The organism is Oscillibacter sp. UBA6647, from assembly GCA_002455655.1.
Taxonomy (GTDB): domain Bacteria; phylum Bacillota; class Clostridia; order Oscillospirales; family Oscillospiraceae; genus Oscillibacter.
Genome location: DKLF01000069.1, coordinates 20,969 through 27,313, shown reverse-complemented (window position 1 = coordinate 27,313; position 6,345 = coordinate 20,969). Strand labels below are relative to the sequence as shown.

Sequence of the window (6,345 nt, the reverse complement as noted above, 5' to 3'; positions counted from 1 at the left end):
CCGCCTCTCCGTTTTAAGAGAAGGCCCCGGCGGCCGCCGGGGAGAGGCGCGAAAGCGCCACGCCTTTGCGTCTCTTCGCAGCGGCGGCCAAGCGGCTCGGTAAACATGCATTGGCTTAAGGTAAATCAAAAAGTCGCGGCATAAGTGTGAATAATCCGACAAACGTACAAACGATTTGGGGGAATGTGTGCAACTTGAGAGGGGGCGTGGAAGACCCTTAAAAATGCGAATCAAACCGAAAGGAAATTGAAATCCTTCCACAAAGCACTCGACCAGTCCTAAGCGCATGAGGCAGCACCGCGCAATTGGCGGCTGCCGTCTTTTATACGCGGCTGTCTGCAAATGCTCCGTCATAGCTTATAAGATATGCGCAGATACATTTAATAAAAGATTCTCCCAAAGGCCGGAGGACCGGGAACACCTAAAATTGATTTGAAAGTGCAGAGAGGACGGTATTTTGCCATGAAAAGTGTCATCAAGGGCGCGGGCTACATTCTGGCCCACACGCCGGACATGGTGCTGCGCAGCGGCACCACGCAAACCACGGAGCGCATCGTCAACCCGGAGAGCGAGTATTTAAAGGCGCTGCCCGCCCACCTGCGCAGCTTTGAGCAGGCCCTGTCCTACTGGCCCAATCAGGTCTACATCGGCAACAAAACCCCGGCGGAGCTTGCCGCCGTGGAGCAGCCGTGGTATGACAAGACCTGCGACGTAAACGGGCGCTTCGGCAAATTTGGACAGATGATGCCGCAGGAGGAGTTTTTCCTGCTGCTGCAAAGCTGCGACGTGTTCGACCTTGTGAAGCTGGATCGGGACTTTGTGGCCGCCCACAAGAGTGACCTTGCCGCAAATCCCCTGATGGACGAGACGATTCTGGCCCGCATTCGTGACGGAATCGACGGCGCGGAGATTGCCCGTCTGGTGGAGCAGGAGCATTCCGAGGGACTGTATCACCACGACAAATTGGTTGGCTGCGTCAACCGCGCCCACGACATCGACGGAAACCTATCCGCCCATGTGATGATGGAAAACTTGGTGTCCAAGGCGTCCTCCGTTCTGGCGCTGCTCACCGCCGTGAAAAACGCGGGGATTGAAAAATCTCAGGTGGATTACGTGATCGACTGTGCGGAGGAGGCCTGCGGCGACATGAACCAGCGGGGCGGCGGCAACTTTGCCAAGGCCGCCGCGGAGATTGCGGGCCTTTCCGGAGCCACCGGCTCCGACCTGCGCAGCTTCTGCGCCGCCCCGGCCCACGCGATGATTGAGGCCGCCGCGCTGGTGCAGGCCGGAGCATATAAAACCGTGGTGGTCACCGCCGGAGGCTGCACAGCGAAGCTTGGCATGAACGGCAAGGACCATGTGAAGAAGGGCTTGCCCATTCTGGAGGACATGGTGGCGGGCTTTGCCGTGGTGGTCACAGAGAACGACGGCGTGAACCCCGAAATCAATCTGGAGCTGTTGGGCCGCCACAGCGTGGGCACCGGCTCCGCTCCCCAAGCGGTCATCTCCAGCCTTGTCACCGACCCGCTGGACCGGGCGGGCCTGAAAATTACCGATATTGACAAATACTCTCCCGAGATGCAGAATCCTGACATCACAAAGCCTGCCGGGGCGGGCGACGTACCCCTTTCCAACTATAAGATGATCGCCGCGCTGGCGGTAAAGCGGGGTGAACTGGAAAAGGCGGAGTTGGCAAACTTCACGGTGAAGCACGGGCTGACCGGCTGGGCGCCCACCCAGGGGCACATTCCCTCCGGTGTGCCTTATCTGGGCTTTGCCCGGGAAGAACTGCTGGCGGGGGAGATCAGCCGGGTTATGATTGTGGGCAAGGGTTCGCTGTTCCTTGGGCGCATGACAAACTTGTTTGACGGCGTGTCCTTTGTCGTCCAGAAAAACGCCGGAGCGCAGGACGCTCAAGCGGGCGTGGGTGAAGCGCAGGTGCGGGACATGATTGCCAAGGCAATGAAGGAATTTGCAGCCACATTGCTGGCGCAGGCAGATTGAGCGAGGTGCGGCATGAGTAATCTTCAAAAAACCATCGCCAAAACCTTCTTGGAAATGGCCGAGGGGCTGGAAAGCGGCTCCTACGGGGTTCGTCCCAAAATTGCCCTGACGGGAATGGGCAGCGAGCACGGTGAGGAAAACGCCATCGCCGCCGCCCAAATGGCGGCGAAGCGGGGCGTGGATGTGTACTATATCGGCACGCTGGAAGCCCCGGGCGTAACCACCGTAATGGTTTCAAACGAGGACGAGGGCCACAAGAAAATGGAGGAGCTGGTGGACAGCGGCGCGGTGGACGGGGCTGTGACCATGCACTTCCCGTTCCCCATCGGCGTGTCTACCGTGGGTCGGGTGGTGACCCCCGCCAAGGGCCGGGAGATGTTTATCGCCACCACCACCGGCACCTCCAGTGCCGACCGGGTGGAGGGAATGATTAAAAACGCAGTCTACGGCATCATTGCCGCCAAGGCCGGCGGCATTGCCGACCCCACTGTGGGCATCCTGAACGTGGACGGTGCGCGCCAGACGGAAACAGCCCTCCGCCAGCTTCAGGCGGGCGGGTATTCCTTCCGGTTTGCGGAGTCTGCCCGGTCCGACGGGGGCGCGGTGCTGCGGGGGAACGATGTGCTTCAGGGCACGCCGGACGTGCTGGTGACGGACCCGCTGACCGGAAACGTCCTCATTAAAATGCTCTCTGCCTACACCACCGGTGGTAGCTTTGAGTCCAGTGGGTACGGCTATGGCCCCGGTATCGGCAAGGGCTATGAAAAGCTGATTCTGATCATTTCCCGTGCTTCCGGTGCGCCGCTGATTGCAAACGCGCTGGAATTTGCCGCCCAGCTTGTGCGGGGCAAGGTGTTCGACGTGGCGAAAGAGGAATTTGCCAAGGCGGAAAAGGCCGGACTGAACAAACTTTTGGAGGCCCGGAAAACCGCCTGCCTCAAGCCAGCCGCCGAGACGGAGGATGTGAAAGCCCCGCCCGCCGAGCCGGTGACTGCTAGCATCGCGGGCATCGAGGTGATGGACTTGGAGGACGCGGTGCGCGTGCTGTGGAAGGCGGGGATTTATGCCGAAAGCGGCATGGGCTGCACAGGCCCGTTGGTGATGATGAGCGAGGCCAACAGCGAGCGGTCTATGGAACTTCTGAGAAAAGCCGGCTACGTGGGCTGAGGGAGAAGAAAATGAAAGTCAACGACTTGATTGAAAAGTGCGAGAAGGAACTAAGCTGGGATGATTTGGTGGACCTTGTGGCCAATCACAACCGGCAGGTGGATTTGCTTTTCGCCGAAAAGCAGACCGACGAGGACGGCTATCTCACATGGGATGCGGAAAACTGGACCTCGGTGGACGGCAAGCGGTTTATTCGCAGCTATTCTCTGGAGGGCCGGGCCCTGTCCGACTATTCCGGGTACAACAAATACGATATGAAGGGCTGTTTTCAGCCCGAATCGGCAAAAGAGGTGCGGCTGAACTAAAGCCGCGGATCAGGGAGGACGGCACAAGCCGTCCTCCTTTTTTGCGGCGCGGCAGACCGGAAAAAGGGGACGATACGGAAAATGCCGTGCGTCCCGGAATTTTCCGGATACATTTCATATTTTCACTTGCATGATGGGGAAAAAGCATATATAATACAATCGATTGTAGATTTATGTCTACCATCCCAGAAAATTGGAAATTCCGGCGGTCCTGCCGGATCGGAGCGAGGTGCGTATATGATCCGTCTGAAGGACGTGGAAATGGAATATGACAACGGCACACAGGCCATCCGGGGCATTACACTCACCATCGAGGACGGCGAGTTCATCTTTTTGGTTGGGCCTTCCGGCGCGGGCAAATCGACGATCATCAAGCTGCTTACAGGGGAGGTGGAGCCCACTCGGGGCCGGGTGATGATCAATGGATTTTCCGTCAGTAACATCACCGACAAGCAACTGCCCCTGATGCGGCGGACTGTGGGCGTGATTTTTCAGGATTTCCGCCTGATTGAGAAGAAAACGGTGTATGACAATCTGGCGTTTGTCATGCGGGCTGTGGGTATGGGGGAGAAGGAGCTGCGCAAACGCATTCCCTATGTGCTGAAGCTGGTGGGGCTGGATGAAAAGGCCTCCCATTTCCCGACGGAGCTTTCCGGCGGCGAGCAGCAGCGGGTGGCAATCGCCCGGGCGCTGGTGAACAACCCCACCACCATTATTGCAGACGAGCCCACCGGCAATCTGGACCCGGACCGGTCGCTGGAGTTGATGCGGCTGTTGGTAAAAATTAACACGCTGGGGACCACCGTAGTGGTGGTTACCCACGAAAAGGATCTGGTGGACCGCTTTGAAAAGCGCGTCATCACCATCGACGGCGGCCGTATCATCAACGATTCCGTAGGGCGCTATGTGGGAGGACATATCCATGGGAAGGCATAATTTCCGCTATTTTTTCCACGAGGGCGTTTCCAACATGTTCAGCCATGGATTTATGTCCTTTGCGGCCGTGGGTGTCACCGTGGCCTGTCTTTTGATTATGGGCACGTTTTCTCTGGTGGCGGTGAACGCCAACCAGCAGCTTCTGGATATGGAGCGGGACAACGAAATCCTCGCGTATGTGGACGAGAGCTACACCACCCAGCAGGCCCGGCTGCTCCAAAGCAAGATTGAGGCCCAGCCGAATGTGGCCTCCGCCACCTTCATCACGAAGGAAGAGGCCACCAAGAATTTTCAGGAGAAATACACCGACGAATCGGCGTTTCAGGATCTGGACCCGGAGATTTTCCGGGACCGGTTCGCCGTGAAAACCGTGGACATCCGGCTGACGGGAGAGACGAAGGCCGCCGTGGAGAAAGTGGAGGGCATTGCGGAAGTCACTGCCTACGAGGAGTTTTCCGACGGGCTGATTACCGTGCGGAACATCGCCACGGTGGTGTGCGTGACACTGATTGTGATTTTGCTGGTGGTGTCCGTGTTCATCATGTCCAACACCATCAAACTCACCACCTTTGACCGGCGGGAGGAAATCGCCATCATGCGCATGGTGGGCGCCACCAACGGCTTTATCCGCTGGCCCTTTGTATACGAGGGCTTTATGCTGGGCATCACCGGCGCGGTGGCGGCCTTCCTGCTGCAATGGACGCTGTATGAGGCCGTGGCCCGGGGCGTGGAGAGCAGCGATACGCTTCAGCTTATCAATGTGATGGGCTTTGGGGAACTTTGGCTCCCTGTGGCGGCCACGTTTTTGGTGGCCGGAATCCTTGTGGGCGTGGGAGGCAGTCTGTCCGCCATCCGGCGGTTTTTGCAGGTGTAAACCATGCCTTACGAAACATGCGGGAGGGTGGAACATTTATGAGACGGATGAAACGCCTTACGGCGGGATTGATGGCTTTTTTGGTAATCTGCACTGCGGTGATGCTGCCCCAGCCTGCGGCCGCCGTGAAGCAGGCGGATATCGATGCGCTGAAAACCAGCGCCACCGATTTGAACAAGCAGAAAAAGGAATTGAAGGCAAAGCTTTCGGCCCTTTCTAATGACAAGGCGCAAGTCATGAAGAAGAAGGAACTGCTGGATCAGCAGATTGCCGTGCAGGTAAAGGAAATCGGCAACGTGGAGACGCAGATTTCCACCTATGCCGACCTGATTACCCAGACCCAGGCGGAGCTGGCCGACGCGCAGGAGCGGGAGGCTGCTCAGTACGAGTTATTCTGCCGCCGGGTGCGGGCCATGGAGGAGGGGGGGACTGTTAGCTATTGGTCCGTCCTCTTTAAGGCCGACAGCCTTACGGACCTTCTGGACCGGCTGAACGCGGTGAATGAGATTATGTATGCGGATCAGGCGGTGATTGACCAGCTCAAGGCCCTTCAGGATGAGATTGCCCAGAAGGAAGCCCAGCTTACCGCGTCCAAAGCCGACGCGGAAGCAGCAAAGAAAGAGCTTGTGGCCAAGAAATCAGAACTGGAGGCCCAGCGCTCAGAGGCCAACGACCTCATTCGCCAGCTTGCCAGCGACCAGAACGAGACGGAGGCCGAGATCGACGGTCTTGCCGAGGAACAGGAGTCCATCCAGAAAGAAATTCAAGAGCTGAGCCGCAAGCTTGCGGCGGAGCAGGCCGCAGCCAACGGAGGAACGCCATCCAACGCCGCTCTGGGCGGCTACATCTGGCCGGTGGACAGCCGGTATATCACCTCCACCTTTGGCGGACGCTCGTCACCGGGAGGCATCGGCTCTACAAACCACAAGGGAATTGACATCGGACGGGTGGGCTATACCACCACCATCCACGCCGCCAAGGCGGGAACCGTGATTGTGGCCCAGCGCTCCAGCTCCTACGGCAATTACGTGGTCATTTCCCACGGCGGAGGCAACACCG

Annotated in this window: 6 protein-coding genes; all 6 read left to right on the top strand. The window is 58.3% G+C overall.

What is annotated here, in order from left to right; all coding sequences use genetic code 11:
- Positions 1–462: 462 nt before the first annotated feature.
- On the top strand, positions 463–2,004 hold the full coding sequence (gene grdC / locus B2W96_RS05205) for a glycine/sarcosine/betaine reductase complex component C subunit beta (protein ID WP_293009226.1): 1,542 nt from the start codon (positions 463–465) through the stop codon (positions 2,002–2,004).
- A gap of 12 nt (positions 2,005–2,016) precedes the next feature.
- Positions 2,017–3,171, top strand: a complete 1,155-nt coding sequence (grdD, locus tag B2W96_RS05200) for a glycine/sarcosine/betaine reductase complex component C subunit alpha (protein WP_293009224.1) — start codon at positions 2,017–2,019, stop codon at positions 3,169–3,171.
- Between the two features lie 11 nt (positions 3,172–3,182).
- Complete coding sequence (locus B2W96_RS05195) at positions 3,183–3,476, top strand: hypothetical protein (RefSeq protein WP_293009222.1); 294 nt, start codon at positions 3,183–3,185, stop codon at positions 3,474–3,476.
- A 237-nt stretch (positions 3,477–3,713) separates the two neighbouring features.
- Complete coding sequence (gene ftsE / locus B2W96_RS05190; protein WP_293009220.1) at positions 3,714–4,412, top strand: cell division ATP-binding protein FtsE; 699 nt, start codon at positions 3,714–3,716, stop codon at positions 4,410–4,412.
- Entirely contained in the window at positions 4,399–5,286 is an 888-nt protein-coding gene (gene ftsX, locus B2W96_RS05185) for a permease-like cell division protein FtsX (protein ID WP_293009218.1), read from the top strand. The genes ftsE and ftsX overlap by 14 nt, the downstream gene beginning before the upstream one ends.
- A gap of 38 nt (positions 5,287–5,324) precedes the next feature.
- Positions 5,325–6,345 (top strand): murein hydrolase activator EnvC family protein (locus tag B2W96_RS05180; protein ID WP_293009216.1); only part of this gene is annotated, 1,021 nt, incomplete at its 3' end.